The 26,749-nt window shown below is 41.5% G+C and carries 24 protein-coding genes; all 24 read right to left on the reverse strand.

The window, feature by feature from the left end; genetic code table 11:
* Positions 1-313: 313 nt before the first annotated feature.
* Positions 314-661: a cupin domain-containing protein gene (locus V7M78_RS02945; RefSeq protein ID WP_333646280.1), complete on the reverse strand. Its 348-nt coding sequence runs from the start codon at positions 659-661 to the stop codon at positions 314-316.
* Positions 662-712: 51 nt separating this feature from the next.
* Positions 713-847 carry a hypothetical protein gene (locus V7M78_RS02950; protein ID WP_333646282.1) on the reverse strand — a complete coding sequence of 45 codons (135 nt, stop codon included), beginning with the start codon at positions 845-847 and terminating at the stop codon, positions 713-715.
* Between the two features lie 70 nt (positions 848-917).
* Positions 918-2,150, reverse strand: a complete 1,233-nt coding sequence (locus V7M78_RS02955) for a 6-phosphofructokinase (protein ID WP_333646284.1) — start codon at positions 2,148-2,150, stop codon at positions 918-920.
* A gap of 179 nt (positions 2,151-2,329) precedes the next feature.
* Complete coding sequence (locus V7M78_RS02960) at positions 2,330-2,425, reverse strand: hypothetical protein (RefSeq protein WP_333646630.1); 96 nt, start codon at positions 2,423-2,425, stop codon at positions 2,330-2,332.
* A gap of 353 nt (positions 2,426-2,778) precedes the next feature.
* The gene (locus V7M78_RS02965) at positions 2,779-4,113 is read right to left on the reverse strand and encodes a 6-phospho-alpha-glucosidase (protein WP_333646286.1); all 1,335 of its coding nucleotides are present in this window, start codon (positions 4,111-4,113) and stop codon (positions 2,779-2,781) included.
* Between the two features lie 5 nt (positions 4,114-4,118).
* Positions 4,119-5,705 carry a PTS transporter subunit EIIC gene (locus tag V7M78_RS02970; protein ID WP_333646287.1) on the reverse strand — a complete coding sequence of 529 codons (1,587 nt, stop codon included), beginning with the start codon at positions 5,703-5,705 and terminating at the stop codon, positions 4,119-4,121.
* Positions 5,706-5,879: 174 nt separating this feature from the next.
* Complete coding sequence (locus V7M78_RS02975) at positions 5,880-6,746, reverse strand: MurR/RpiR family transcriptional regulator (protein WP_333646288.1); 867 nt, start codon at positions 6,744-6,746, stop codon at positions 5,880-5,882.
* Between the two features lie 756 nt (positions 6,747-7,502).
* Complete coding sequence (locus V7M78_RS02980) at positions 7,503-8,876, reverse strand: amidase family protein (RefSeq protein ID WP_333646289.1); 1,374 nt, start codon at positions 8,874-8,876, stop codon at positions 7,503-7,505.
* A gap of 280 nt (positions 8,877-9,156) precedes the next feature.
* Positions 9,157-10,080: a DUF1848 domain-containing protein gene (locus tag V7M78_RS02985; protein ID WP_333646291.1), complete on the reverse strand. Its 924-nt coding sequence runs from the start codon at positions 10,078-10,080 to the stop codon at positions 9,157-9,159.
* 108 nt (positions 10,081-10,188) lie between these two features.
* Positions 10,189-10,734: a methylated-DNA--[protein]-cysteine S-methyltransferase gene (locus tag V7M78_RS02990; protein WP_333646293.1), complete on the reverse strand. Its 546-nt coding sequence runs from the start codon at positions 10,732-10,734 to the stop codon at positions 10,189-10,191.
* Positions 10,735-10,746: 12 nt separating this feature from the next.
* Complete coding sequence (locus V7M78_RS02995; protein WP_333646295.1) at positions 10,747-12,207, reverse strand: AlkA N-terminal domain-containing protein; 1,461 nt, start codon at positions 12,205-12,207, stop codon at positions 10,747-10,749.
* Positions 12,208-12,572: 365 nt separating this feature from the next.
* Positions 12,573-13,367, reverse strand: coding sequence for a hypothetical protein (locus V7M78_RS03000; RefSeq protein WP_333646297.1), 795 nt, complete (start codon positions 13,365-13,367; stop codon positions 12,573-12,575).
* Between the two features lie 242 nt (positions 13,368-13,609).
* Positions 13,610-14,668 (reverse strand): PDDEXK nuclease domain-containing protein, encoded by a 1,059-nt coding sequence (locus V7M78_RS03005; RefSeq protein WP_333646299.1) that lies wholly within the window; start codon positions 14,666-14,668, stop codon positions 13,610-13,612.
* A gap of 411 nt (positions 14,669-15,079) precedes the next feature.
* Positions 15,080-16,045 (reverse strand): HNH endonuclease, encoded by a 966-nt coding sequence (locus V7M78_RS03010; RefSeq protein ID WP_333646301.1) that lies wholly within the window; start codon positions 16,043-16,045, stop codon positions 15,080-15,082.
* A 147-nt stretch (positions 16,046-16,192) separates the two neighbouring features.
* Entirely contained in the window at positions 16,193-17,563 is a 1,371-nt protein-coding gene (rlmD, locus tag V7M78_RS03015) for a 23S rRNA (uracil(1939)-C(5))-methyltransferase RlmD (protein ID WP_333646632.1), read from the reverse strand.
* A 301-nt stretch (positions 17,564-17,864) separates the two neighbouring features.
* On the reverse strand, positions 17,865-19,544 hold the full coding sequence (locus tag V7M78_RS03020; protein WP_333646303.1) for a DEAD/DEAH box helicase: 1,680 nt from the start codon (positions 19,542-19,544) through the stop codon (positions 17,865-17,867).
* A gap of 178 nt (positions 19,545-19,722) precedes the next feature.
* The gene (locus tag V7M78_RS03025) at positions 19,723-20,652 is read right to left on the reverse strand and encodes a magnesium transporter CorA family protein (protein ID WP_333646305.1); all 930 of its coding nucleotides are present in this window, start codon (positions 20,650-20,652) and stop codon (positions 19,723-19,725) included.
* Positions 20,653-20,808: 156 nt separating this feature from the next.
* Positions 20,809-21,408, reverse strand: a complete 600-nt coding sequence (locus tag V7M78_RS03030; RefSeq protein WP_333646307.1) for a cytidylate kinase-like family protein — start codon at positions 21,406-21,408, stop codon at positions 20,809-20,811.
* A gap of 15 nt (positions 21,409-21,423) precedes the next feature.
* The gene (locus tag V7M78_RS03035) at positions 21,424-22,086 is read right to left on the reverse strand and encodes an amino acid ABC transporter permease (protein WP_333646309.1); all 663 of its coding nucleotides are present in this window, start codon (positions 22,084-22,086) and stop codon (positions 21,424-21,426) included.
* Positions 22,083-22,814, reverse strand: coding sequence for an amino acid ABC transporter permease (locus tag V7M78_RS03040; RefSeq protein WP_333646311.1), 732 nt, complete (start codon positions 22,812-22,814; stop codon positions 22,083-22,085). The genes V7M78_RS03035 and V7M78_RS03040 overlap by 4 nt, the downstream gene beginning before the upstream one ends.
* Positions 22,815-22,838: 24 nt before the next feature.
* Positions 22,839-23,744, reverse strand: coding sequence for a transporter substrate-binding domain-containing protein (locus V7M78_RS03045; RefSeq protein ID WP_333646313.1), 906 nt, complete (start codon positions 23,742-23,744; stop codon positions 22,839-22,841).
* A 38-nt stretch (positions 23,745-23,782) separates the two neighbouring features.
* On the reverse strand, positions 23,783-24,514 hold the full coding sequence (locus V7M78_RS03050; RefSeq protein WP_333646315.1) for an amino acid ABC transporter ATP-binding protein: 732 nt from the start codon (positions 24,512-24,514) through the stop codon (positions 23,783-23,785).
* A 206-nt stretch (positions 24,515-24,720) separates the two neighbouring features.
* Positions 24,721-25,569 carry a sugar phosphate isomerase/epimerase family protein gene (locus tag V7M78_RS03055; RefSeq protein ID WP_333646316.1) on the reverse strand — a complete coding sequence of 283 codons (849 nt, stop codon included), beginning with the start codon at positions 25,567-25,569 and terminating at the stop codon, positions 24,721-24,723.
* A gap of 22 nt (positions 25,570-25,591) precedes the next feature.
* Entirely contained in the window at positions 25,592-26,746 is a 1,155-nt protein-coding gene (locus tag V7M78_RS03060; protein ID WP_333646318.1) for a Gfo/Idh/MocA family protein, read from the reverse strand.
* Between the last annotated feature and the right edge of the window lie 3 nt (positions 26,747-26,749).

Consider the following 26,749-nt stretch of genomic DNA (forward strand, 5'->3'; position numbering starts at 1 on the left):
TTCTAGTTAAACTGACCCTATTATGATCCTATCCGAAACTTACAGCAGTTTAAGCAATACAAGTCAGCATACCTTCAATATTAAAAGATATGTCCGCTTTGTCTATACTACTGTAACTTATAAAAACTGGATAAGATTATATGATCATTTTAACTAATTACCTCGTGTTTAATTTTTATACGTTTAAAGTATATTACATTTAAGCTGATAAATCAATGATCCTGACCCTCATACTTTCCTTTTTACAAATTAGCTGCGCTAATTATAACAGGAAACTCCTATTTATCGAGGTATATTTCATAAAGAGAAGTCATTAAACATTTGCATCCGTTGCAAAAGCCTCTGAACCCATTGGTGAAATTGTCACGTAAAGTCGCAAAACACCTTCACCGGTGTTTATAACCTGGAGACTTTCCTGTCCATCAACCTGCATTAACTCGCCCACCTGCAGCGGAGTTTCATTGCCATCTGTGACAACATTGGCATTGCCTTCCATAACCTGCAGAAAAAGGGTTGATTCCATATGTGTGTGTCCCGGTAGTATTTCCCCTTTTGCAATGTTTAGTACAAAGGCAATTACATCATCGCTTTTGAAAAGCATCCGCTTGGCAATTTTTCCCTCTGGTTCATGAAAATAATCATTAAAAATATATTTGTTCATAGATAAATCCTCCTTTAACTTAAGCTTAGACTTTAATATACCCCGATTGGGCTATATAATAACTAATTTCTTTTTTTCATAATGTTCAAATATCTGTCCCACTGCACCAATTATATCATCAATAGGAATCTCTTGTCTATTGGCCATGGCAACAACTCTCCCATGTTCATCAATCTTTTTAACCATACCTGTATCCGTAACTTTTGTAAGAGTTTATTTAAACATTTGTACATGGCTGAACAATAGCGGAAATGGTTTATATGGAACGGAATAAGTGTCTTGGAATACCGTCTACCATAACGGGAGATACATCACCCTGAATAAGGGGACGGACATAATTGACAAACGCATCCGTTACATAGTTTCCTTCCTCATTCACCCAGTTCCTGGGAACCAGCTTCTCATCGTTAGCTATTTTATGGACATCCTTTAATTCTGTACCGCTCTGATATGGGTCGTCTGAGAGACGGTTCAATATTACCATTTTACCGGAATCTCCTTCGTCAGCAGCTTTTACTGCTGCACCGCCTACCTGATATGCTTCCAGAATATCTACCCGGGAGGCACAGTGTGAAGCAGCGCGCTGCAGGCTGCTAAGCTCGATGGCACGTGTTTTACAGCCAATCTCTCCTGCAATATAGCTTACCAGATAGCTGGCGGTACCAGAAAGTTGTCTATGGCCGAATGCATCTACAAAATCAACGCTTTGACCAAGCTCACATACATAACGTCCGTCCTCAAGGCGAATCCCTTCCGATACGGCCACCACAACTGACGATTTTTTTGAAAGAAGCTCCCGTACCTTAAAGGCAAATTTCTCTATATTGAAAGGCAGCTCCGGAAGGTAAATTAAATCGGGCCCAGCGCAATCTTCACCTCTTGCAAGAGCAGCAGCCCCCGTCAGCCATCCGGCGTTGCGTCCCATAATTTCTACAATAGATACAAGTCCCTTTTCATATTCCAAACAGAAACTGTCTCGTATAATTTCTTTTACTGAGGTTCCGATGTACTTTGCCGCACTTCCAAAGCCTGGGGTGTGGTCCGTAAGGGAAAGATCATTGTCAATGGTCTTGGGACAGCCGATGAAACGAGTTGAGTGTCCGGTGACAATGGCATAGTCGGAAAGTTTCTTAATTGTATCCATAGAGTCATTTCCGCCAATATAAATAAAGGCTTCAATCTCAAGCTTATCAAGAATACTGAATATCTTTTCGTATACTGCTTTATTCTCGTGGATTCCCGGAAGTTTGTAGCGGCAGGAACCTAAAAAAGCAGCAGGAGTTCTTTTTAGTAATTCTGCATCCAGTTCAGTGATGATGAATTCTGCTAAATCTACATATCTTTCTTGTAACAATCCCTGAATACCATGGAGCATTCCATAAACCTTGCCAGCCCCCCGGTCCTTGGCTGTACGATATACCCCCGCTAAACTTGAATTAATAGCAGCTGTTGGTCCACCTGATTGTCCGACGATTACATTTCCCTTCATGTATGTACCTCCCTCTCTAAATGACTGTTAATCATATTTAATACAAGCTATTTTATAAAAATAACTTGTATTAATATTTTAGTGTATTATGTCCAATTTGTAAACTCTTTAAAAAAATAAAATAGTGGAAATGGACAAAAATTGACAGAATTTGATAGAATGGCCCAAAGAATTTACGACTACGAATAACGAATTAAGCCGCCATTCACATGAAGTATCTGTCCAGTAACATATGCCGAATCGTTTGAAGCCAAATAAACATATGCTGGTGAAATTTCAAATGGTTAAGCGGCCATATTTTAAATAAGGCAACGCGGCCTTTGTCATATAAAAAGTGAATAGACTTTAGTGAGGAATGTGTTTTCAGTTGCTCGTCCGATACATCCATAATATCTCCGGTATATGGCTGTACAGATGCATGATTCACTACTACATCCAATTGTCGATACGTTTTAATAGTATGAGCTACTGCTGACTTGGAGGTAGATGGATCTCGTAAAATCTCTGGACAGAAGCTGGCAATTTTAGAAAAAGCGGTTTGGGACACTGGAAAACCTCCTGTCTCAAAAACCGCTTTTTAAATTTGATTATCATGTTAAGATGATAACTTTTTATACTATTCCATAACCTACCGAAGCTCCGGCCAGAACTCCTTATTTGCCTCAATTAAATCATCTAAAATTTTCTTAGCAGTCTCTCCGCTTGGCACAGTTTTGGAAAGAGTCAGGGCCTGCCACAGCTTTTGATAAGATCGTTCCGCCCAAGCTTCCACCACCAGCTTTTCCACTGCAACCTGCTGCTCCATTAATCCCTTCTGAAAAATAGGGATTTTCCCCATAGCCAACGGCTCCGGTCCGTTTTTACCTACAATACAGGGAACCTCAACCATAGCATCCTCATCAAAGTTTGATATGGCACCTTCATTCTTCACGATCAAAAGCATACGCTCACCTGTGTTGAATGCAATAGCCCGTGCCAGATCCACAATAAAGGAGGCATGATTATCCACATGAAATGCACAGTCTGCCGCTGTTCCTTTATCAATAATCTCCTGAGCCGCCGTAAAAATCTGTTTCTCTCTTCCAGCCATAACTTCATTGGCCCTGGTATAACTTTTATCAGAATGTGCAACCACATAATCCTGGCAAAGATAATACTTTAAATACGTGTTAGGAAGTGTATCCGGGTCAAGTGCATACACATCTTTCACTTTCATATAAGTGTCCTTCCAGCTTGGGTCCTTATGCTGAAAATCAACGGTATTGACCACATATCCGTTATCCTTTACGTAATCTTTCAGCTTTTCCATCAGATCGTTTCCGTCTTTATCAGTGATACTTGTCCACCATCCAAAATGATTTAAACCGTAATAACGGCAGATCATTTCTTTTCGGTCCTTTAAGCCCAATATAGTGGCAAAACTGCGCTCAATTCCAATAGGCATATCACATATATTAATAATTTTTGCATTGGGACGAAGCTTTCTGGTGGCTTCTGCCACAATAGCTGCAGGATTGGAGTAATTCAGCATCCAGGCATTGGGAGAATACTTTTCCATATAATCCAGCAGCTCCAGAACTCCGCCGATGGAACGCATGCCGTAAGCAATCCCACCAGGTCCGCAGGTTTCCTGTCCCACTACATCATACTTTAACGGAATTTTTTCATCCTTCTCCCGCATTGCATATTTTCCAACACGGATATGGGCCATAACAAAGTCCACATCTGTAAATGCTTTTTCCGGATCTGTTGTATAGGAAAAGCTGACCTGAGGAAAACGCTCCTTTAATAAAATCTCGCAGGCCCTGGCAATGGTTTCTTGTCTCTCTTTATCATTATCATATAATTTGATCTGTCTGATGGGAAAGGTATCCATATGATCCAGAAGCATTAAAATAATTCCAGGTGTAAAGGTACTGCCGCCTCCGGCTATCAATATAGAAAAATTCTGTTCTTTTTTCATCCAAATCACTCTCCTGTTCTATCAACCAGCGTTTCCATGTAATCTTCCAGCATTTTACGAAATTTATTAACATTGGTTCCGTAAATAATCTGAGTTTCATTTCCCTGCTTAACAACTCCCCTGCTTCCTGTTTCTTTCAAAAGCTCTTCATTGATTTTTTCCATATCTTTCAGCTCCAGACGCAGCCTGGTAAAGCAGTTATCAATGGATACCAAATTTTCTCTGCCGCCCACTGCTTCCATAATCTTCTTTCCAATCTCTAAATCATCGTCATGGGAGCCGCCCTGCTTCTTCTCCTTATAATCCGCCTTTGTTATTAATGTGATATCCTCTCTGTCATCACGTCCCGGAGTTTTCACATCAAACTTTAAAATGTACCAGGAGAATACAAAGTAATAAAGAGCCATCAGTACAACACCAACTAATAGAAACATAGGCCAATTGGTCTTAGCCACTCCGGCTGGAACATTATATAAGAATACGTCAATGATACTTCCCATGGTGCAGCTTGTCACATTTAAAAGATACAAAGCTACCAGGGCAAATCCGGTCAATACAGAGTGAATTACAAACAGTATGGGGCTGACAAATAAGAATGTAAATTCAATAGGTTCTGTAATTCCAGTCAGTGCAGAAGTCAAAATAGCAGGAATAAAAATGGCTTTCGCCTTATTTTTCTGTTCCGGCTTTGCACACTTTAACATGGCAAGTCCTGCACCTGTCAGACCGAACATCTTTGCAATACTTGCACAGGCAAAAACAGTGGTAATGCTCAGCTTTGCAGTGCCGGGATCTGCAATTTCAGCCAGGGCAATATTTCTGGCACCTGAAATCACCTGTCCGCCTATCGTTGCAACGCCGCCTAAATCCGTGTAATAAATCACACTTTCCAAAATTTGATGCAGTCCGGTAGGAATCAACAGGCGGTTTAAAAATCCAAACACGAAAAATCCTGGTGCACCGGAGGTTCCGATAAAGTTTGTCAGGCTGTTAATAGCGGATTGGATCGGAGGCCAAATATAGGTAAATCCGATGGACATAGCCAGCATGATGGGAATCATCACAATGAACACAAACTTTGTCCCGCCATATACAGAAAAGATATCTCCCAGATCCTTATCGCAATAGCGGTTGTGTATCAGGCCGGTCACGACTCCAATGATAATGCCTATGAAAACTCCGGCATTGATGACCTGAAATCCCAGCATCATTGCCTGACCAGTTGCTCCCCCGGTAGTCTCAGAAAGCCTTCCTGTCAATTTCAGAAAAGACTGCTGGGAAGCTAAGTAAACAAACAGTGACATAAATGCAACCAGAGCCGCATGCTCTTTCTTTTTCTTTGCCAGTCCAAAAGCAATGCCAATGGCAAAAATCGGACCTAAATTGGCAAAAATGGACAACAGTGCATCATAGATCACCTTAAAAGGAAGGTAGAGCCAATCCTGTTTTAATATGGGCAATGCATTGGTAATATTGGCGTTGGTAAAAATATTGCAGACTACCATCACCATGCCGATAGCCGGCAGGTATAATACGGAGGAGATCATTGCCTTTGAAAACTTCTGCAACCCTCCAATAATATTATCTTTCATGTTTCCCTCCTGAATGAAAAATCGATTCTTGTAACACGTGCTTGGAACCTAGGCTGCAATCATCATATCAAATCCTCTTTTTGCATTCAATAGTTCCGAGGTATTAAGGCAGGAATCCTCCATTCAGGTATTTTTCTCAGGAAATAAGATTTTTCCCAGGCTTATGATATTGCATTATTTTTCGTCCGGGGAAAGTACACTCTCTATTTCCCCCTTATAAAGCATATATTTTACCAAAAGTATCTCTGTTAACATGAAAAACAACATGGATGTTTCGTAATTATCGTTTACTGTGGAATCAATTAAAGAAGTTCCAGCGTAAAGTGTTTCGTCACTCAGCCTTGCCAGAGGATTGATTTTCATCTTTGTAATGGCGATCAGCGGGATATTCCTGATCTTTATCTCTTTGGCACAGGATATCACCTGCTCCGATTCTCCGGAATGGGAAATAATAATCACCACATCTTCCTGGGTAAGCATATCCAGGATGGGAACCATCTCCCCTTTCCCCTCAACTGTGTTAATGCATTTCTTCATGTAAATAAATTTTCTCTGCATTTCCCTGGCCACGCTTGTTTGCATGCTTCCTGTTCCATAGACAAATACCCGTTTAGCCTCATAAATCATCTGGCAGACTTTCTTGAAATCTCTTGATTTAAAATCGTCAATCATACGGTGGTAATCGTCACAAACCTCTGTCAATATATCCCGTTCTGCCTTAGATACGTTTTCTGTCTCCAGTTTTAAGTACACTTTTAGTTCACTATATCCATTTAAAGAAAGCTTCTGTGCAAACCTCAGAATACTGCTTCTCGAAATATTACACCTGGAAGAGAGCTCATCAATGGTCATTTTGCTGCATTCCTTTTTATGGTTGCTGATGTACTGGCATAAATAAATATCATTTTTATTCAGATTTTCGTAATATTTATTAATCAATTCGCTTAGTGTCATATTAACCTTGTATGATGTTTTTAGAAGCAAAGCACCATAACTTCCTCTCTTTTTCATATCGTTGTTCAATACAGATACTGTGAACATTTAATGTTTCCCTGTATAGTAATGGCATTCGCACTGTACTGTAACGAACTATAAACAAAAAATAGTATATAGGGAACACATGCGGCATCTTTGCCTTTGTTGAGCCGTTAGGGGGAAGTTCATCATGTAAGTGTATGTGAGCTTTCCCTAATAATCTTAATCTAATTTTATTAACTTGCTCATAAATTCCTCCATACATCTTATTTTATAAAATTCCCATTTAAAGCCGGAGTATCCAGCAATCTTTTGTTATTAAGTATAGCAAGAAACACCTGTAATATCAACGAAAATCAGAACCCATCCATATCTTCCTGCATGGTTTTCTCTGCATATCTGTACTCATTATTCTTGCAACGTTCATTTAGGTGTTACCGCTTTTCAAGTGGAAAAGCGCGTATATCCATAATGCAAAATATCGCACCGCCTACCCTTGCAGATGTATAGCTTGTCCAGAATTTCCTCTTTGGAAGTAGCATATCTTTGGGTTTCATCCATACCCCACTGGCCCCTGTTTTCCTCGCAGGGCTTTTGTATCCATCGCTATGTGATATTCCATTTCTCAGCTGCTTCCCGAACAGTCGTATAATCCTTTTTTCATATTTCTTCAAAAAATATGGAATATATTGTATTCATTTGGGCGAATCAAATCAAGAGACAAACCTTCTAAATTTAGTAATAATAAAGGCTGACAACAATAAAATCCTCAGCGTACTGAGGATTTTAGTCTTAGCATTTTTTAGTGTAATCAACGTTTTTTTAATATCCAATAAATTTAGGTTCAACTCTTCTGCCTGCGATTTGTTCTATTGCATAAGCTGTGTTTAATAGTTCTTCATCAGTTTGGGCGATGATATTTATTCCAAAAGGCATTCCATCATTATATAGCCCGCAGGGTACTGTAATGGCCGGTAAACCTGTATATTGAACAATTGGGTGATCTTTAAATATAATACATACATTTACACCCTTTAGCTGATCCTTCATATATTGTTTAGTAAACTCTATATTTTTTAACGTATCCAGATAAATAGATTCAGTCATTTCACCAGAGGTATTATTCTGGGCATCTTCTAATAATATTTGACCATATCTTAAAGTTTCTTCTTTATGAATATTATTAAATTCAATTATTTCCTTTAAATTTTTTATTTTATAATCTTGTGGTAACTCAGCTAAATATTGATTCATAGCATGCTTAAATTCATATTTTTTAATGTTATCTATCTTTTTATTAGGAATTGTTTTTAGATGCATTCGTTTTAAGATTGCACCAGCTTCCTTTAATTTACTTAAAATACCATTAACCTTCTTCTCTTCTTCCTGGGACATATTATCTATGGCAGATTGGTCGATTCCTATTACAGTACCTTTAAGATTTGTCTTTTCTGTAAAGTGTATTTTATTATCTGATATTTCATTAAAAATAATAATTGCGTCTTTAACGGTTCTTGTCATGGGACCAACCATATCAAGAGTAAAGCTTATGGGTATAATCCCTTTTATGCTCAAAGCACCCTTGCCTGGACGGTACCCTACAATACCATTACTTAAACCGGGGGATACAATTGAGCCAGAAGTATCCGTGCCAAAAGCTGCCGTACATAAATTAGCTGCTACCGCAACTCCTGAACCGGTGCTGGAACCTGCCGGGTTTCCACCTAAAACGTATGGTGATTTTACAATTCCTCCTTTGGAACTATATCCGTTTGGCATTCCTTTTGTCATATAATTGGCAAATTCAGTCATATTTGTTTTACCAAGAATAACAGCACCTTTTTTTCTCAAAATTTTTACAATCTCAGCGTCTGTTCCCGGACGTGAATCTGCCAATGCCAGTGATCCTGCGGATGTGTGCAAGTTATCTGCAGTATTTATATTATCTTTTAAAAGAATAGGTACCCCATAAAGCAAACCAGAATCATCGTTATATCTGTCATCAAGATCTTCTGCTATTGTAATAGCATCAGAATTTATCTCAAGTATAGAATTTAATCCATTAAAACCTTTATCGAAAGAGTCGATTTGCTCTAAATATTGTGAAACAATCTCTTTTATAGAGAACGTCTTATTTCTTATTATCTTACTCAATTCAGTTATTGTTACTTCGTTTAAATTTATTTTGGCTGCCATATTAATCTCCTGCATCTACTTGACGTTCTCTTATATATTAATAACAGTTTTATTTTTACTATTATCTTCCCATATATTTCGATTTATTCATAGTAATGTCAGCAGATTATCGGCAATATTGCAACCAGCGGAAGATTTCACCAAATGAGCCACTTTGGTAAATGTTTTAAAAAACACAGGCTGTTCTCACTGAAAATATCGAGAACGAAATGTACACATTTACCTTAAGTTGGACTAAATTTTTTAAGAGACGCTTATGATTTTGTAAGTGTCACCCCTCTTAAAACAAGGAAAGCTGGTTGATCTTTTGTGACGATACGGTACGTTCAGTTATTATCTCATCACCCTTTGGATGTCCTGCAATCATGGGGGAATGAGGGTCATGAGCTCCCATACGGTGCAATACCGTTTTGGTGCTTGATGTGGCATAACAATACGCACAGCCATGGGAACAAATATCATAGGCTCCAATATCAACACTTTCTATGCAGCGGCACGCGGTACGTTGATTTGCGTCATTTTTGGCTACAATTCGGCTGCCTATTATTTTTTCAATTAACTGTTGGTCGATACACGATCCATGTTTAATGCCATATTGAGAAAGCTCAATTTCCTCAGCGCATGTATAAAGTGTAATACCATATTTATCCGCGATCTCTGCAAAGCCGGAGGCAATTGCAGTCATTTCGCCATTTGTTAATGCCCGATACCTGTTATTCAGGCTTTTATATGGGTCAACAAAGCTAATAACGCACCGCTCCGTATAGCTTTGAAGGCATTCACACATTGCTGTAAACTGTTCTATATGCCACTCAATAGGATGCTTTATATCAATAATAATCGGGTCATACCGCCATATTGACCGGCAGGGCCCTATCTGTTTTGACATTTCAATAAAGGCCTGTAATAGCTCTGCCTTTGGCGGTAAATTTGTTTCAATAGTATTGTCATACGCCGTAAGAGTAAATTGCATATAGTAGGAATATCCCATTGAATCCAGCACAGAAAACCGCTCAAACATAGGGATAGGATTTTTTGTCCAAAATGCGATACAATCCACATTTTCAGGCGTAAGTTTTACACGTCCCAAACGATTAGGGTTACGCGGATTGGGGATAAGGGCATATCCCTCTGCCAGCCTGTTCATAAACCACTCTGAATAAAATGCCGGTATATCGGTTCTCCGGCTTGCACTAATAATCATAGATTCTACCTTAAATATATCCCTTCAATCTTTATGCCTAAAAAATCATCTATTAAGTGACGGTGACAGTTTTCAGGTGCTGCCTCTTTGTCTAATGCTCCCAATATCTTAAAGTGCCGTACCCTTTTTAGGTACAAACATCCCGGTTAAGTCAACTCCCTCCAGTTCAAGCAGCTTAATTTTCATTTGAACGCCTCCGGCAAAGCCTGTTAAGCTGCCATTGGAACCGACTACCCGGTGGCAGGGTATGATGATAGAGATAGGGTTGTGACCAACTGCTCCTCCGACTGCTTGACTCGACATACTTTCCTTACCCATTTTTTCAGCCATCTTTTTAGCAATACTGCCATAGGTTATTACTTCTCCGTATGGAATTTCACGCAAGATACTCCATACCCCTTGCCGAAATTCGCCGCCAATAGGTGCAAGGGACAATTCTGAAATATCTGGCTTTTCACCTGCAAAATATCTATCTAACCACTTCTTTGCAGTATCGAATATAGGCATATGGTTGTTTTCTGTCATAGCTTCGAGTATGGTATTCCCGTGGTACTTTTGCCCTTCTGTCCATAAGCCTACAAGATTATTACCACCTTCGTCACAGGCAAGGGTAATTGTTCCCATGGGTGACGAATATGTTGTTGAATAGTACATTTTGATCCCTCCTTATAACGTGTTCCAAAGATTCACGGTGGCATAGCTGCGCCACGGCCGCCATGCTTCCGCCATTTTCAATAATTCCTTTGACGTATAGGGCTGCAATGCTTTTTTTACGCCTGCGTCTGTTTCAAGGAAAGCGTCGGGCCATTCCATAGCACGCATAGCAATATACTGAGCTGTCCAGCTTCCAATACCGCGAATAGCCATTAGTTTTTTCATTTCTTCTTCCGGCTGGGCACAAAGGTCAAAATCAATTTCTTCCTGTATTAATGCTCGGGCCAGTTGGTAAATTGTATTTGACCTTGCAGAGGTGACGCCCAATAAACCGAGATTATTTGTAATGTTCTCACCCATAGCTAATATATCTTGGGGTGACGGGAAAATATGGGTCAAGCCCGGTATCCCCGTTTGAACAGGTGTGCCGTAAGTTTCAACAATTCTTGCCGCTAATGTACTGGCAGCTTTCACAGTGATTTGTTGTCCAAGTACCGCTCGCACCGACATTTCAAAAGTGTTAAAACACCCCGGTACGCGAGTTCCCAAAGTACAAAGCCCGGGGCGAATATCATTCATTACTTTGAGTGTTTCATATACTGCATCCGGGTCGCAATATAAGTCAAACAAATGCCGTATTCGTGCTAACACTTGCGGAAGTACAGGCAATAAAGATTCACTCATGGTAACGCTTAATGCATTCTTTTTAGGTTCATGGCCTACCCGCACCCAACCGTATACACTCTTTCCTTCTGCGTTTTCCAACTCCACGGTTCTCATGTACTCACCGTTATTTACAACCTCGATTCCTGCTATTGCTCGTCCTGCAAGGAAGTTCAACATTTTATCCCAATGGTAGGGAGGGCGGTAGCCCAAAGCCAGGGTAATGTCACTGTTATGCTTTTTTTCTTTCGACAACTTTTTTCTCAAAGCCGTGGGAGCAAGATTGTAATGTTTTTTGAATAAATCGTTAAAACGGCGCAAACTGCCAAAACCTGCTGCCATTGCAACATCCAGAACAGATAAATCCGTATCTGTAAGTAGATTTTTAGCAAGAAGCAGCCGGCATGTTTGAAGGTATTGAACGGGTGACACATTGTATTCTGCGGTGAATACACGCCGCAAGTGTCTGTCAGTATAACCAAGCCGTGCAGCTATTTCCTCTAAGCTCTGTCTGTTTCCGCAATTTTTTTCCAACATTCTCGCTGCACGATAAACTAAATTAGCAGAAGCATCCGTTATGGAAGTACCAGGAGCAACCTCTGGCCTGCACAAAAGGCAAGGCCGGTATCCAGCTTGTTCCGCTTCCGCTGCCGTAGTATAGAATGTACACTTTTCAGGTTTAGGCTTTCGTGCCCTGCATACCGGGCGGCAGTATATTCCTGTGGTTGAAATGCCTACAAAGAAACGTCCGTCAAAACGTGCATCTTTCGCCTGAAATGCAGCATATAGACCGCTATCATTCATTGTCATTATTTATCCTCCTTCCTGTTTTTGTTTTAATTATATCACATATATAAGAAATATCCGGCTATTTTCGGACATGCTTTTTTTACATAGCTAGTATTGGAATATAGATGTTTTCTTGTTTTGCTTATGTATAATTAGTATGGTTCTCCTTTTCGGAAAAAAGCCGGAGAATCAGAGTGCTGAAAGTGCACTTCAAATCTCCGGTTCCATCTTTTTCTGTGGTATGATTTTAGATCATGATTTCTTTTGCTAAAAAATGGTTTTGGTATTATTTGGGGGCTATATCTAAAAAATCGGCTTCTGCATCAGAATCATGCATTCAATATGTGACGGAAGTTGCCTTTTATACTACGTGGCAAAATATAATATTAGTCTTCTATTGTATTTATAACATCCTCTATATTATAAATCTTGGCAGGTAAAATCATTGAATATCCTCCCATTATTTCTTTAATTATTCTTAATTCAAGGTCCATACGTATTTTAAAATGCGCAATCATATCTGATATATCTGCAAACTCAAACTTCTTTCCATACGGTGAGTTGTTTAAAAATCTCATCACAAGAGGATACCACATCTCCACACCGTTTTCGTCAGAACGCTCTTTTTTAATCTTCAAAATATTACTTTCAATATCATCAGAGTAGAGATAGAGCAAAATAAAGTTTTTTTGCTTGATAACTTCAAATATTTCTCTATAAAAACTAATGATTTCTTCCTCCGTCTTGCAATGGAACAATATTAATTCCTCTATTATGTTTTGAAATAAAGAACACTCAAACAAATTTCCTGTTCCATTAAAGTTTTTTAACCGGCTAAGAATTAAGTCTTTAAAGTCATCAAATAACCGCCTTCCATTATATATCTCATACTGCTCCATGTAATGATGAAACCCACCTGTATCAGTCAAGATTTGTGTATATTCTACTATAAAATGGTTTTCTTCTTTTATTGTATGCTTTTCTATCTCTGAAACTAAATCAGGAAATCTTACAAGGGTACGCTGATATTCTTCCTCCGTCATATAGCTGCACCATGCTAGTTCAACTGGAGAAATATCTCCCTCAAAATACATATGATATCCATCTAGTTTTTTATATAGAGATTTCATCAATGTTGTTTTACCAGACCCCTGTATTCCTTCTATGAATATGTTTTTCATCTAATTCTCCAATTGCTGATGACTTCCTACCTTATTTCTCGTCTCAGCAATCTATATTTCCTAAGCTTTTTGCTCAAGTAGGACAGTGGTTTCAACGTACCTTGTTGCTGTGATTCAGATGACCATCGAAGCCACTGCCTTCTTGGCGTCAGTGTATATTTTCAAGGAGCCCAAATATAATTACTTACTTTTCCTTCAACTTAAAGCACAAATTTGAAAATTATGCTACAAGATGTACACTTTCATTCCAACTCTCTCTCAATTTCTTCGATGGAAGGGAGGCTACTCCATAATTCTTCTGGTAAAGATTTCTCCATTTGATTTTTCCATTCTGCTACACCAATTGGATTCTGATATCCAGATAAAGAATACTCCACAACTGTCTGATTTTTACCCTTAACCAAAAGTAAACCAATAGTTGGTTTATCGTCTGGATGGCATAGAATATCATTTACCACATTTTGATACATATTAAGTTGACTGATAAAACCAGGCTCAAAATCACAGGCTTTCAATTCAATGACTACATAGCAACGTAATTTAAGATGATAGAACAGCAAATCAATATAGAAGTCCTGCCCACCTACCTCCAGATGTACTTGCCTGCCCACAAATGCAAATCCCTGCCCTAATTCTAATAAAAACTTCTGGATATGTGTAGTCAATTGACGCTCGATTTCAACCTCACGTCGCGGCATATCTGTTCCTAAAAAGTCAAATAAATATGGATCTTTAAATATTTGATTTGCCATATCAGAATCTACTGGCGGAAGCGCTGACGGAAAATTATTAACGGTTCTACCGGTGCGCTCCATCAATTTGCTTTGTATCTGCAAGTCCAAAATAGTGCTGCTCCACCCATTTTCAATTGCTTTTTGTGCATACCAGATGCGGCTTTCTTCATCTTCCAATTTATCTATCAATTTGAGATTAGTTCTCCATGGAATTTGTGCAGCAACCCGTTGCACAATTTCATAATCTGACCAACACTGAGCAAACTTACGCATGTACTTTATGTTTCTTGGAGAGAAACCGGACATTTCGGGAAATGTTTCCTTCAAATCTTTTGCCATTCGGTCTATAACCTTGGCTCCCCAGCCTTCTTCCTCTTGCTTCTTCAAAATTGCTCTTCCAATATTCCAGTATAGGCGAATCATACTGGAATTTGCATTCATTACAACAGTAATTCTCTGTTTTTGAACTTCATTTTTGATTTCTTCTATAAACTGCAAATAGCTATCACTCATTTCGGAAAGATTTGGAGCAACCGGAAAAATAACTCCCTCTTTATTTTTTCCCATATGTTTTCTGCTATTCAATATTTTCACCTCCAAGTTCCATTATTATGATAAAGTATTTGAATCTACTAATCAAAAATTCAAGTGGATATATTTCCAAAACAAATTTACTTTTCTTTACAGTACCTCAATATATTTGTTTTTGTACAATCCGATAATCTTATAGTCTGATTGCTGATAATACTGTTAAAGGTCTCCAAATTGCAATAATGATAGAAAATATCTTTCATACATCAAACCTCTTCTATATCTTTAATGGAATGCCTCACACTCTGTGCAAAACAAAGTTTCCTTAAAGGTTAACAAATAGTTTCTCACATTCCTTTGGTTGGAAGTTTTATATAGAGTAGCAAAACCACCTTTCATTTTTATATGGAGAGTAAAGGTTTCGCTACACTTCAAATTACATGTATGTTAATTACCACTCTCATCTGAAATATTGCTCCTTCTTCTATGCTCCGCAAGAGCTTCACGATCTGGTTCTATTAGACCTTTTGATATAGTCATGCCTATATATCGCAAAATATACGTTTTAAATATTTGACTATGATCACTCCTTTTTTTAACGCATATTCTGAAGTTATTATCTAATGAGAAATAGCCCAATTCAAATGCTTTGTCATGAATAGGACATAAACACAAACCATTAGATGTATCTCCACGCTTTTCACTATTATCGGCCCACCTAGCAATATGAGAGGCAATTAAAAATTCCCTATCTGAAATCGTACATTCCGGAAAGCAGCACCGATTATTATAATTATTTTTTACATTAGCCGAAAAATGCGCATGTCCTACCCGAACCTTTATTTGTTTTATAGCCACAGATGTCGGTACGGATAAGCCAACAGAAAAGTCTTCCTCATCAAACGCTTCGTTATTCTCTAATATTATATCCAATAGCATTTCATCAACTTCAGACAGATATCCCCCATTTAAGCATTGTAATCTATTCGATTGTATTGTATAAAATATATTCCTTGGTTTGGCTTTTTGCTCATAATACTTCTTAAAATCCAGATTATGTTCCTTGAATAATTGATAAAGACTGATTGGTTTATTAAATCTTATAAATTCGCTTAAAAAAGCTCTATAAAAACTACTACAATAAGCCCAACTTCCGGGGCTCGGAGGACGTTCCAAGGTTTCATGACCATCAGTCTTAGCAATTGAATATCCAACAAATTCTGCCTTTTTCCCTTTTCCTCTAAGATGAAAGACAATATCTCCAGTCTTCACTTTATTCACATTATCCCAAAATGGCCATGATTTTTTTTCTCCTTCACTTTTCTTATATGTCGGAGCCCAGATGCACTTTGTAAATCCCCATTCATCACCCCCATGTTTTTCGTCACGGCTCATCTCAATCCACATTTTCATTTCTCGTCACCCCCAAATTTAATCTTTATTGGCACATAATGCTTTGATAGCTTGTTAAATAACTATATAGTCTTACATTTTGAGGTTAATAAATATCGTGCCTTTGGTCAAAACGTTCTTTTTTCTTACTCCTTGAAATACTTTGACTTACTGGACTTTCTTCTCCAGCGAAACAACCGTCTCCACGTGACTACTCCACCCGAACATATCACACCCCCGAACCTTCGCTACCTCATATCCTCTATCCGCCAAATACCTCATATCCCTGGCCAATGTAGCTGAATCACAGCTCACATACACCACCCTCTCAGGCGCCATCTTTACAATAGTCTCCAGGCATATTTCATCGCATCCCTTCCTGGGTGGGTCTACCACGATTACATCGACGTATACATGATTTTTTTCAAACTGTTCCGGCAAAACCGCTTCGGCCTTTCCTACAAAAAACTCTACGTTGTCAATCCCATTTAACCTGGCATTTTCTCTGGCATCCTCGATGGCTTGGGGCACGATTTCCACTCCATATACCTTTTTTGCCTTCTGAGCTAAAAATAGAGAAATAGTTCCAATCCCGCAGTAAAGGTCCCATACAACTTCTCCGCCTGTAAGTCCGGCATATTCTAGGGCGGTGCCGTATAGTTTTTCTGTCTGTACGGGGTTTACCTGGTAAAATGATAATGGGGAAATGCGGTATTTTACTTCTCCGATATAGTCTGTAATGTAGCCTGGGCCGTGAAGGTTTTCTATTTTATTTCCTAAAATTACATTGGTTTGTTCTGTATTTATGTTAATGGAAATGCTGGTCATTCCGGGGATTTCTAATAGGCTTTTTACCAGTTCATCCTTGTGAGGTAAACTCTTCCCATTGATAACCTGACAGACCATGATCTCACCTGTTTTAAATCCTTTGCGGATTAAGGTATGGCGGATTAGGCCTTTATGGGAGGATTCATCATAAGGTCTGAGTCCATGCTTTTCCATGTGCGACTTAATTCTTTGTAATACTTCACGGTTTTCTTCTACGCCTAACAGGCAATCGTCGCATTCAATAATCGTATGGCTTCTTCCTGCATAAAACCCGGCAATGATGTTTCCTTCTTTATCCACACCCCAGGGGAACTGGGCTTTGTTTCGATATCTCCAGGGCTCGTCCATTCCCATAATAGGAAGCATGGGGACGTTTTTAAAACCTCCGATTCTGGTGATATTATTGTAAATCTTTCTTTCCTTGTACTTAAGCTGCTCCTCATAGCTCATGGCTTGAAGCTGGCATCCGCCGCATTGTCTGGCTACCGGACACCGGGGCTCTATGCGGGCGGGGGAGGGGGTGATGATTCGTTCCAGTTTTGCGAAGCCGTAGGATTTTTTTGTTTTCATTACTTTGGCTTCTACTTGATCGCCGATGACTGTATCTTTGATAAACCAGGTGAAGCCATCGGTTTTTCCTATGCCTTCTCCGGTTTCGCTTATATCTTCTATGATTGTTTCTATGATGTCGTTTTTCTTCCAATCTGCCATGGTATTGTATTCTCCAATCTGCATGTTTAAAGGCTTGTTGTGAAGTGAGTCCGCAGTGCAGGCCATGGAATCCTCCGGATTCCATGGCTCACGGGCATTCGCCCTATGAAACAGGACATAAACAAATTTTCTTATGTGCAAGCACAACGAAAATTTCCTTACGCCCCGTTTCGCACTGCTCATTGCTTTCGTGAATATTTTACCCCCTTTCCCCCCAAGAAGCAAGATAATAAAAAAACAGGAGCGGGACGCTCCTGGTAAGATTTACAACCTCTTCCTTCTTTGTCCCGCTCCCGGAAATTTATCTGCCTTTTCCGTTGGCTTTTTCCATATGGATATTTTTTCCTTTGATCTTTACATCCTTCATAGCCTTTAACACTGCATCCGCAGTGTCCCTCGGAACTTCTACAAAGGTGTACTTATCATACATATCAATACTTCCAACCATTCTTCCCGGCATTCCTGATTCTCCGGCGATGGCTCCCAGGATATCTCCCGGTTTCACATTCTGGTTCTTTCCAATGTTGATGAACAGACGGGCCACATCTTCCCTGGAGGAGGAATCATATCTGCCCCCGCGGCCATTTCCACTTCCGTTTCCACTTCTGCCGCGTCCCCGGCCTGCGCTGCCGTAATTGTCCAGATCGTCAAGGGAGCGGGGCTCTCTTGCATCAATGATGTCTTCATTTTCCTCGCCCAGCATCATCTTAAGCAGGGCTGCTGCCAGATCCAGAGAGGTATAATCCTCTTCCAGAAGCTTTTTCTCAATGATGTTTACCATCTTGCTTAAATCTGTATCATTGATAGTATCTGCCACACTCTCCAAAACCTTATCTACCTTAATGGCTGTTACGTCATTTAAGGAAGGAATGGCCTGGGGAACGATCTTGGTCTTGCAGTAGCGCTGAATGTCGCGGAGCTTATAAACTTCCTTGCCCACTACAAAGCTGAAAGCAATACCTTCACGTCCGGCACGGCCTGTACGGCCGATTCTGTGTACATAATACTCATCGTCCTGGGGAAGGTCGTAATTAAATACCGCCTCAACGTCGTCTACGTCGATTCCACGGGCTGCAACGTCGGTAGCCACAAGGATCTCTGTCTTACCGTTACGGAAGCTGTTCATGACCCTGTCACGCTGTATCTGCTTCAAATCGCCGTGAAGGCCTTCCGCAAAGTATCCACGTCCCTGAAGAGCCTGTACCAGCTCATCTACCTGCTTTTTGGTATTGCAGAAAACAACGGAAAGCTTTGGCGCATACATATCAAGAAGACGGCACATAACCTCCATCTTGCTCTTTGGTTTTACTTCATAATAATACTGGGTCACCTTGGGAACGGTCAGTTCCTTTTTAACCACCTTAACGGTAACAGGCTCCTTCTGGAACTTTCTGGCTATTTCCATAATAGCCGGAGGCATGGTAGCGGAGAACATAACGGTCTGGCGCTCCTCCGGAAGCTGGCTTAAAATAGTTTCCATGTCCTCTAAAAATCCCATGTTCAGCATTTCATCAGCTTCATCCATGACCACCGTATGAACCTGGTCGAATTTCACGGTTTTGCGGCGCATATGATCCATCACACGACCGGGTGTTCCAATGATGATCTGAGTACCATCCTTTAAAGAACGGATCTGTTTTACAATATCCTGTCCTCCGTAAATCGGAACGACTTTGACGCCATGCATATATTTTGCAAGCCTGCGGACCTCATCTGCCACCTGAATAGCAAGTTCCCTGGTAGGGCAGAGGGCAACCGCCTGAAGCTTTTTTACCTTAGGATCAACTTTCTGAAGAAGGGGAATTCCAAAAGCTGCTGTTTTACCGGTTCCTGTCTGAGCCTGACCGATAATATCCCTTTCCTCCATCTGCACCGGAATGGCCTGGGCCTGAATCGGAGATGCCTCCTCAAATCCCATATCTGCCACTGCACGCAGAATTCTCTCGTCTAACTGTAACTCATCAAATCTAACTGTCTCCATAAATGATTAGTCCCTTTCTCATGGCTAGCCGGGTTCCCATGTTGCCGACCGCCTCACACACACTTTCGCAAATAAAACGAGAGGCATCAGGCACGTTTCAGACCTCCATCCTCTCGTTTCACACAAGCATAAACTATAACAGATTTTTTTTTTCATGTCAAGGGTATGACCTTAATTTTTATTTCCGAAACCAGCCGTTTCTTTTAAAGTACCAAATTTCTGCCACAATCAGAAATAAGCTGACAAAAACGCAGACCAGATACCCGTAAGTCCAGTTCAGCTCCGGCATATTTTTAAAGTTCATCCCATACCATCCTGCAATCAAGGTCAGAGGGGAAAAAACAGCGGTTGCCATGGTTAAAAAGGACAGAGAATGGTTCCGTCTGGCCTCCATCCGGGACTGGTGCATTTCCCGAAGCTGAAGGGCATATTCACGAAGCTCCCTTCCGTGCTCCGCCAGCCGTTCCACACGTCCGGAATATAAATGAAAGAATGCGCATTCCTCTTCCTTTAAAAGCCCGTTGTAATTTTCCGTCAGGGTCTGGCTCACGTTGAGAAGCTGTCCGTAATGGGAGGAAATCCTGGCCAGCTCTTTCCTCACCTTTAATATAGAAGCGGGAACATCCATCCGGCTGTGCTCTCCGCTCATAATCCGGTCTTCCATTTCCGTCAAACTTTCCTCATAGCTCTGCAAAAATTCCGCCTCATCCTTTACCAGAAATTCCAAAAGTTCAAAAAACAGGTGGGAAATGCTGGTCTTTTCCAATATCTGTTCCCTTTGGAGTTCGTGAAGGATTTTCTTCACTTCTCCGCTGTCGTCTACAAATACAAGCTTTTCCCGGTCCATGTAATAGCCGAATATCGCCGGACTTCCCAGCAGATCCTTTTTATCCGGAACCACAAAGGTTCCGATGATGCAGTCCTTTAATAAGTCAGCCCTGCTGTACCGGGCACTTTCCAGGTTTTTTATGAGCAAATGGTCCTGGTAGCGGGTATGGTGAAGCTTCCGGTACTCCTCCCGGCTCATGATCTCCACCAGGGCCTCCCCCGGTATCACTGCTTCTCCCGGCTCCAGTGGAACCAGCTTTTTCTTTAACCGATAACGCACGTTTTTCTCCTCCTGCCGCCCAATATGATTTCCTCCGGGCAGACTGTCCCGGCCCGGCTTCTTTCTTTCAGTTTAATTCCGGGAGTCCATAATGTCAATATAAGAGGCCCCTCCGGCAAAACATTTACCAGAGGAACCTCTTATATTGATTCTGATTTATTTATCCTGATAGAGCTGGCGTACAGCTCCTGCAATCATCATTGCCGTACCGGTTACGCCAAGAAGAGAAGAATCAATCATCAGGTGTTTATGTTTGGGATCACTGGGTAAGTAACCTGCGTATTTTTTGTGATAGGCATTTCTGGCCTTGTCAACGGAAGCGATCGCCCGCTTTGCTTCGGTAGGCGTCATTCCCAGGGTCTTTACGCAATTTTCCACCCGCTTTGTATAGGAGGCGTAGATATAAATATGGACTGTATTTTTCTCATTTGCCAGCACAAAGTCTGAACACCTTCCCACTACAATGCAGCTTGATTTTTTTGCCAGGTCCAGAATAATTCCCTTTTGAACCTCAAATATAATATCCTGCATGTAATCTTCATCGGTTCCCAAAGGAAACATGTGGGGAAGAAAAGCCTGCTTTGCCCGTTCTTCCTCATTGCTTATGGTAGAAACAGGGAGCTTCAGTTGATTGGCAACTGCCTCCACAATGTCTCTGTCATAGATTTCCACGCCCAGTTCTTTGGACAATTCCTTGGCAATCGGACGTCCCATGCTTCCGAACTCACGGGCAATGGTAATTGTAAACTTCTCCATTTAAAAATTCCCTCCCTAACCGGTTACAAGGGTTTTCTGGTAACCCCGTACCACACAGCTTAAAGCGAAACAGATGATAAAGTAACAGAGAGCCTGAAAAGCAAACAGCATCAGCATGCCGCGCACATCGTATATGCTTCCCATAACAATGGCACTGTTTCTCATGAATTCTGCCACATCCACCATTTTTAAGAAGGAAGTATCCTTGATAATGGTGATTACCTGACTGAGCATGGCTGGAATGACCTTCTTATACATCTGAGGGAGTACAATATACCAAAGGGTCTGAACGAAACTGAAGCCCTGAGACTGGGCCCCTTCAAACTGTCCCTGAGGAATGGAGTTAAGACCTCCCCTGAATATTTCAGCCATAACTGCCGAGGTAAACAAGGATATGGCAAACACGGTTACTGCTACCTTATTTCCCTTAATGGTAAAGTAAATCCAAAGTATCCACAAAAGGTTGGGCGTACAGCGGAAAAACTCTGTATAAACAGCTACAAGGGTTCCCGCCCATCTCCATTTTCCCGTTGAATAGGTCCGAATGAGGGCTAAAAGGGTTCCGAAAAATATACTGATTATGGTGGCCAGGATAGCCACCATAATTGTCATTCTAAGTCCCTTCAGCATGAAGGTCACATTAGCTGCTGTAAATATCTGATTAAATAATTCTCTCATGCGACCTCCTCATCCGACTGTAAGTCAATTCTTTTGGGAGCCGGCAGCCGCATAGAACGGATTTCCAGATAACGGGCCAGCCTTGCAAGCGGGAAACAGATAATAAAGTACATCAGGGCGCTGGTAAAGTATGCCTGGGCAAAGTACCCGCGCTCAGCACCCCAGGAGTCGGTAAAGTACATTAAGTCCATACCGGCCACCATAGCCAGTATGGAGGTGTTCTTCACCAGATTTAAAGCCTGATTTGCAAGGGGCGGCATGATAATCTTTATGGTCTGGGGCAGTATAATATGATACATGGTTTCCAGGTAAGAAAATCCCTGGGATGCCGCAGCCTCAGACTGGCCTTTTGGAATTGCTTCAATTCCAGTCCTTATGACCTCCGATATGTAGGCGCCATGATAAACCCCCACTCCGATCACTCCCAGAACGAATTTGGGAATCCGGAAGCCTGAACTGGAAAACAGCATGGGGAGTACGGAATAATAGCACATCACCTGCAAAGCCAGAGGCGTATTCTGTATAAATTCCACGTAAATTCGTGAAAGTATCCTAAGTGGTTTGAATTTCGTCGCCGAAAACATACCGAATACCACTCCCAGGACCAGCGCTACGGCCAGCCCTACGAATGATATTTTAAGTGTCATAAAAAATCCTGGTATATAGTATTCCGGAAATGCCTTAAACAGGGCATCCCAGCGTTTTGCATCAAAAAGACCTTTTATCATGTCAGTTTTCCTTTACGAAACAGATTACTGTAATCCCCATGTATCCTGAAGAGTTAATAATGAACCGTCAGAAATCATGGAAGTGACTTTTTCTTCTACCAGAGCAGCAAGCCCTGTATTTTCTTTTGCAGATGCCACTCCATATTCCTGTGGTGCAAAACGATCCTCTAAGATGTGATTTCCGTCATTAACATAGCCTGCTAAGATCGCACGGTCAACAGAGAAGCAGTCGATCTGCTTGGTAGCAAGTGCCTGAGCCATTGCAGGATATCCGTCAAATTCCTGGAATTCAGGATTTACGTTAAAGCCTTTTTCTTCTACATACTTCTTGAATACATCCTTGGTTGTGGAAGACTGGGCGACACCGATGATCTTCTTATCCAGATCTTCGATGGAATTGATGCCGGAATCCTTATTTACCAGTAAGCCTACAGCATCGGTGTAGTATGGAGTAGAGAAGTTATAGGTTTCTTTTCTTTCAGGTGTAATGGTGAAGGTAGCGATTACCAGATCGATTTCGCCGTTTTCAAGAAGAGGTCCTCTTGTCTTAGCGGTTACGCCCTGGAATTCCACCAGTTTCTTTTCTTTTGCTTCTGCTGCAGTAACGCCGAAGATGGAGCCGGCGATCTCATATGCCAGGTCATCTTCAAAGCCTTCGTATTCTCCGGTTGCTGTGTTCTGTAAGCTGAGCTTCGGGAGATCAACCTTGCAGCCTACCTTTAAAACGCCGCGGTCAATAATCTTCTGGACGTCTGCCGCTGCGGCACCGCCTGCTGCTTCTGTAGAACCTGCTTCTGTAGAACCTGCTGCAGTAGTGGATTCTGCAGGAGCTGCTGTTGTGGTTGGCTCCGGAGCCTTTGAACCACCGCAAGCTGTTAAGGATGCCGCCATGGCAAGGGTTAGTGCAAGTGATAACATTTTCTTCATCATAATATTCCTCCTCATATTTTATTATTTAAACAACGTCCTTAATGAAGGATTTTGCTTAAAAACGCTTTGGTCCGGTCATGTTCCGGTGATGTAAAGAAGTGTTCCGGAGTTCCCTCTTCCAGAATGTAGCCGCCATCCATGAAGATTACGCGGTCTGCTACCTGGCGGGCAAAACCCATCTCATGAGTTACACAGATCATGGTGATATTTTCCTGAGCTAACTCTATCATAACGTTTAATACCTCCTGAACCATTTCAGGGTCCAGAGCAGAGGTTGGTTCATCAAAAAGAATCAAAGGCTGTTTGGTGCATAAGGCTCTGGCTATGGCTACCCTCTGCTGCTGTCCGCCGGAAAGCTGGATGGGATAGTTCCCTGCCTTTTCCTTTAAGCCGACCCGCTCCAGACACCGGGTGGCTTCTTTCCTTGCCTCCTCCTTGGAAACGTGCTGCAGTTTCATGGGCGCTAATGTGAGATTTTCCAAAACAGTGAGATGGGGGTATAAATTAAATTGCTGAAATACCATAGAAGAATACTTTTTCGCCATCTCCAGGTGGTTTTTCTTTGTCACCTCTGTTCCTGCTACAGTGACTTTGCCGCTGGTCGGCTCCTCTAAGTAATTGATACAGCGGATGAAGGTCGATTTTCCTGAACCGGAGGGCCCGATGATGACCAGTTTTTCGCCTTCTTTCACCGTAAGACTGATATCCCTTAAGACTTCTAAGTCTCCGAAATTTTTCTTTAAGTTTTCAACTTTAACCATGTCTGGCATACTTCCATCCCCTCTCTTTTTGGACATTTTTCTGTAAAAAAAGCAAAAATCACCTAAGAATCTTAAGTTCTTAAGCGTCTTTGCTTAATGTGGTCGTTTGATTTCTGTTATTATAAAAAGTTTTATACCAAAAGTCAAGGATTATTTTTATTTCCATAAAATGCCGGGGCCCTGGAAAACGCTTCCCCAAGGCCCCGGACATGCATTTAAATCCTGTCTAATATCTGTTTCAAGGCTTCGTAAGCCATGGTAAATGCCTCTTCCCCGCTGAGTTTTTTCTTCTGGGAAACGTTCTGCTCTAAGGCGTGAAAGCCTGCAAAATCGCTTAAATGGGGCTCTAAGGACAGGAAGCCCTCATATCCTTCTTTTTTCAGCATTTTCAGGATTTCTTCTACATGCCCATCCCCCATTCCGGCAGGTACAACGCTGGCATCAGACCATAAGGCATCTTTTATATGGATATAGGCGATATAGGGCTTTAACATCTCATAGGCTTCTAAGGTATCCTGCCTGCACTGTACAAAGTTTGCAAAGTCAAAAACAGCCTTAAAATGATCCCCATAAAATGCCTTCATAATTTCCATGCACCGGTCAGCCACGTCCCCGTAAATGTCCTTTTCATTTTCATGAAGAAGCAGGACATCATTGGACTTTGCATAATCCACAAACTGTCCCAAGCGGTCCATGACAGCCCCGCGGTAGGGATCATAACTTTCATCCTGAGGCATAAAAAAGCTGAACATGCGGATGTTGGGAGTTCCCATCTTATGAGCGATTTCCACCGTATGCTTGTAAAGCTCCATATGAGGTGCAAATTCATCTTTGATGTTGATTTTTCCGATGGGAGAGCCTACAGAGGACAGGCGGATTCCCTCCCCATCAAGGCGTTTCTTAACCTCTCCCGCTTCTTCGATGGAATGCTCTACCAGGCCCTTTCCGTTAACACCCCGCATTTCCACGTGACTGATGCCCAGCTTTTTCAATACCTCAATCTGCTTTTCCAGGCTCATATCGATTTCATCTGCAAAACCTGATAACTGTATTCCGTTCCACATAATTTTCTCTCCTTTTCCCTGCTTAATAGCTTCCTTCTGTATCAAATACCACGCCGCTTCCCTCTTTTTTCCGGGAGGAATTACGGCGCTTATTCAACTCTTCCAAAAACAAATCTTCGTCAAAGGGCAGTTCCACTGCCTGATTCAGCCAACTGGATAAATGCATGGCGTTGGACAGGGTCAGGCCGCTGATTCCTTCCACACCTTCTGCAATCAGGGGAGTTCCGTGAAGGATTTTTCCTGCAAACGCTTTCATGACCCCTACATGCTGTTCATTCTCACCGTCTGTTTCCACCTCTGTCACAGTGCATTCCGGAGTGTCAAAGCCGCCTTTTGCAGTCTTGCAGAAGGTGCGCTCATTGACTGCCAGCTTGTGAAGGGTCAGCTTGTCATTTTCACACACCAGCTTGCCCATTTCCAGGGTGATTTCAAACCGGTTGGTGCCCGGTGCATCGGCGGTGGTGGTGACAAAGACTCCTGTTGCTCCGTTAGGGTATTCCAGGTAAGCTGTCACATCGTCTTCAACCTCAATATCATGCCATTTTCCATTGTGGCAGAAGGCCTGAACCTTGCTGGGCATTCCGCATATCCACTGGATTAAGTCCATGTTATGAGGACACTGGTTTAATAAAACACCTCCGCCTTCTCCATCCCAGGTGGCTCTCCAGCTTCCGGAATCGTAATAAGACTGGGTTCTGTACCAGTCCGTTACAATCCAGTTGACCCGCTTGATGGCTCCCAGCTCTCCGCTTGTGACCAATTCATGCATTTTCCGGTAGATGCAGTTGGTTCTTTGGTTGAACATCATAGCAAAGACACGGTCACTTTTTTCTGCCGCTTCGTTCATTTCCCGCACCTGCTTTGTGTAAACCCCGGCAGGCTTCTCACAAAGAACATGAAGTCCCTGGCTTAAGGCCATGATGGACAATTCCGGGTGCTGATAATGAGGTACTGCAATGAGAACCGCATCGCATACTCCCGACTCGATCAAATCCTTTCCCTCTTCAAAAATAACAACAGATTCCGGAAGGTTTTCCTTTGCCCAATCCCTTCTGCTTTCCTGGCGGTCTGAGATTGCAGCCAGCTCCAGTTCAGGAACCTTGCCTTCTATCAGACTTTTGCTGTGGTTGGTTCCCATGTTTCCAATTCCGATAATTCCCAGTCTTACCTTATCCATTTT

It is taken from the genome of Lacrimispora sp., from assembly GCF_036758025.1.
Taxonomy (GTDB): Bacteria; Bacillota; Clostridia; order Lachnospirales; family Lachnospiraceae; genus Lacrimispora.

What these genes read in the sequence shown, in the direction of transcription:
- V7M78_RS02945 (WP_333646280.1), bottom strand. Translation starts at nt 661, where the DNA reads ATGAACAAATATATTTTTAATGATTATTTTCATGAACCAGAGGGAAAA.
- V7M78_RS02950 (WP_333646282.1), bottom strand. Translation starts at nt 847, where the DNA reads ATGGTTAAAAAGATTGATGAACATGGGAGAGTTGTTGCCATGGCCAAT.
- V7M78_RS02955 (WP_333646284.1), bottom strand. Translation starts at nt 2,150, where the DNA reads ATGAAGGGAAATGTAATCGTCGGACAATCAGGTGGACCAACAGCTGCT.
- V7M78_RS02965 (WP_333646286.1), bottom strand. Translation starts at nt 4,113, where the DNA reads ATGAAAAAAGAACAGAATTTTTCTATATTGATAGCCGGAGGCGGCAGT.
- V7M78_RS02970 (WP_333646287.1), bottom strand. Translation starts at nt 5,705, where the DNA reads ATGAAAGATAATATTATTGGAGGGTTGCAGAAGTTTTCAAAGGCAATG.
- V7M78_RS02975 (WP_333646288.1), bottom strand. Translation starts at nt 6,746, where the DNA reads ATGTTCACAGTATCTGTATTGAACAACGATATGAAAAAGAGAGGAAGT.
- V7M78_RS02980 (WP_333646289.1), bottom strand. Translation starts at nt 8,876, where the DNA reads ATGGCAGCCAAAATAAATTTAAACGAAGTAACAATAACTGAATTGAGT.
- V7M78_RS02985 (WP_333646291.1), bottom strand. Translation starts at nt 10,080, where the DNA reads ATGATTATTAGTGCAAGCCGGAGAACCGATATACCGGCATTTTATTCA.
- V7M78_RS02990 (WP_333646293.1), bottom strand. Translation starts at nt 10,734, where the DNA reads ATGTACTATTCAACAACATATTCGTCACCCATGGGAACAATTACCCTT.
- V7M78_RS02995 (WP_333646295.1), bottom strand. Translation starts at nt 12,207, where the DNA reads ATGACAATGAATGATAGCGGTCTATATGCTGCATTTCAGGCGAAAGAT.
- V7M78_RS03000 (WP_333646297.1), bottom strand. Translation starts at nt 13,367, where the DNA reads ATGAAAAACATATTCATAGAAGGAATACAGGGGTCTGGTAAAACAACA.
- V7M78_RS03005 (WP_333646299.1), bottom strand. Translation starts at nt 14,668, where the DNA reads ATGGGAAAAAATAAAGAGGGAGTTATTTTTCCGGTTGCTCCAAATCTT.
- V7M78_RS03010 (WP_333646301.1), bottom strand. Translation starts at nt 16,045, where the DNA reads ATGAAAATGTGGATTGAGATGAGCCGTGACGAAAAACATGGGGGTGAT.
- rlmD (WP_333646632.1), bottom strand. Translation starts at nt 17,563, where the DNA reads ATGGCAGATTGGAAGAAAAACGACATCATAGAAACAATCATAGAAGAT.
- V7M78_RS03020 (WP_333646303.1), bottom strand. Translation starts at nt 19,544, where the DNA reads ATGGAGACAGTTAGATTTGATGAGTTACAGTTAGACGAGAGAATTCTG.
- V7M78_RS03030 (WP_333646307.1), bottom strand. Translation starts at nt 21,408, where the DNA reads ATGGAGAAGTTTACAATTACCATTGCCCGTGAGTTCGGAAGCATGGGA.
- V7M78_RS03035 (WP_333646309.1), bottom strand. Translation starts at nt 22,086, where the DNA reads ATGAGAGAATTATTTAATCAGATATTTACAGCAGCTAATGTGACCTTC.
- V7M78_RS03040 (WP_333646311.1), bottom strand. Translation starts at nt 22,814, where the DNA reads ATGATAAAAGGTCTTTTTGATGCAAAACGCTGGGATGCCCTGTTTAAG.
- V7M78_RS03045 (WP_333646313.1), bottom strand. Translation starts at nt 23,744, where the DNA reads ATGATGAAGAAAATGTTATCACTTGCACTAACCCTTGCCATGGCGGCA.
- V7M78_RS03050 (WP_333646315.1), bottom strand. Translation starts at nt 24,514, where the DNA reads ATGCCAGACATGGTTAAAGTTGAAAACTTAAAGAAAAATTTCGGAGAC.
- V7M78_RS03055 (WP_333646316.1), bottom strand. Translation starts at nt 25,569, where the DNA reads ATGTGGAACGGAATACAGTTATCAGGTTTTGCAGATGAAATCGATATG.
- V7M78_RS03060 (WP_333646318.1), bottom strand. Translation starts at nt 26,746, where the DNA reads ATGGATAAGGTAAGACTGGGAATTATCGGAATTGGAAACATGGGAACC.